Here is a 1,333-nt window from a genome sequence, read left to right on the forward strand (position 1 = left end):
CGACAGCAAAGTTCGAAGCCGGTCGTCGAGGCTCTGCACGCCTGGCTCGTGGCAAAGCGCCAGGGTCTGGTGAAGGCGGACGCCACCGCCAAGGCAATCGACTACGCGCTGAGCAACTGGAAGACGCTCATCCGCTTCCTGGACGACGGCAATGTGCCAATCGACACGGATGCTTTTGACAAGGGGTTCAGCTGTTTTCCCCTTTCACAACAGGGACTCCTTTCGCGGGCGGCTGGTCCTTCCAGGACGCGACGAAACGTTTGTAGTCTTCCTCTGCTTTGCAGACGCGGTCCCGTTCGGCGTCGCGGACGGGCTTCACGCTGTAGTCACGCGCAGGACCAGGCGTTTTCCCACCACGCCGCGACGGCTGGCCCGACTTCAGTTCAAGCGCGCGCAACTTGTACTGGAGCAGAGCCGGCCGGATCCACGCGTAGTCCTGTTCCTTCGTCAGCATGTGCCAGATGAGCACCGCCAGCTTGCGCGCTGTTGCGACCGCGGCCACGGGCTTCCCTCGCTTGAGGCTGATCCGGTGGAAGAACGCACTGAGCGGGCCGGGGCCCATGCCAATCACCCATGCGGCTTCCACCAGCATGGCACGCGCGTGCCCATTGCCCTGATGCGTGATGTGTCCGTGATACGCCGGCCGATCTCCGGATTGGTGAACTGATGGATTCAGCCCGAGGTAGGCGACGAGCTTCTGTGGGCTCGAGAATCGCCTGATGTCTCCGATCGCGGCAAGCACGCTGGTGGCGACCACGACGTTGACCCCACCGATCGTCATCAGACGTCGAACATTGGTGTCGCCCAGTGCATGGCGAGCGACATCCTGATCGATAAGTTCCAGTTCTTGCGCGAGTCGCTGGATCTCATCATGGTGACGCAGGGCCATTCGCAGTTGGTCAGCTGGCATGGGCAAGGCTTCGAGCAGCGCGCGGCCCTTGATGCCGAAGATCCGGCCCGTTTCCTGCGGCATCAGGTTGGCATGGAGGATCGAGTGAATTCGGTTCTTCAGCCGCGTCATCTGCGACACAAGCTGGGTGCGCTCCGCGATGACGCGTCGTCGCTCAGCCACCTCTTCCGTAGGCATCCAGACTTCAGGCAAGAACTGAGCTGCGTGCAGGCGCGCCAGCGTCGCGGCGTCGATCTTGTCGGTCTTGACCTTGGCCCAGGCGATCGCCCGCACCTGCAGTGGATTGGCGATGACGACGCGACGTGCGAATGGCGTTAGCAGACGAACGATTGTTACGTCCCGCGTAGATTTCGGCTCGCGATCCCAAGCTATTCGAGGTTGAGTCAAGGCTGCTGTCTCGCGAAGAATTGGACGGGACTCGCA

At 62.0% G+C, this 1,333-nt stretch carries 1 protein-coding gene and 1 pseudogene; one reads left to right on the plus strand and one right to left on the minus strand.

Annotation, left to right across the window (positions count from 1 at the left end):
• Nucleotides 1–162 (plus strand): annotated as a pseudogene (locus tag EV671_RS27900) (IS66 family transposase); the annotation flags it as partial.
• Between the two features lie 25 nt (nucleotides 163–187).
• On the opposite strand, the gene EV671_RS26555 reads toward EV671_RS27900, so the two are convergent.
• A partial coding sequence (locus EV671_RS26555; RefSeq protein ID WP_132576899.1) for an IS110 family RNA-guided transposase occupies nucleotides 188–1,333 on the minus strand: 1,146 nt, incomplete at its 5' end.

Origin of the sequence: Roseateles saccharophilus, from assembly GCF_004342485.1 — a bacterium.
GTDB lineage: Bacteria > Pseudomonadota > Gammaproteobacteria > Burkholderiales > Burkholderiaceae_C > Pelomonas > Pelomonas saccharophila.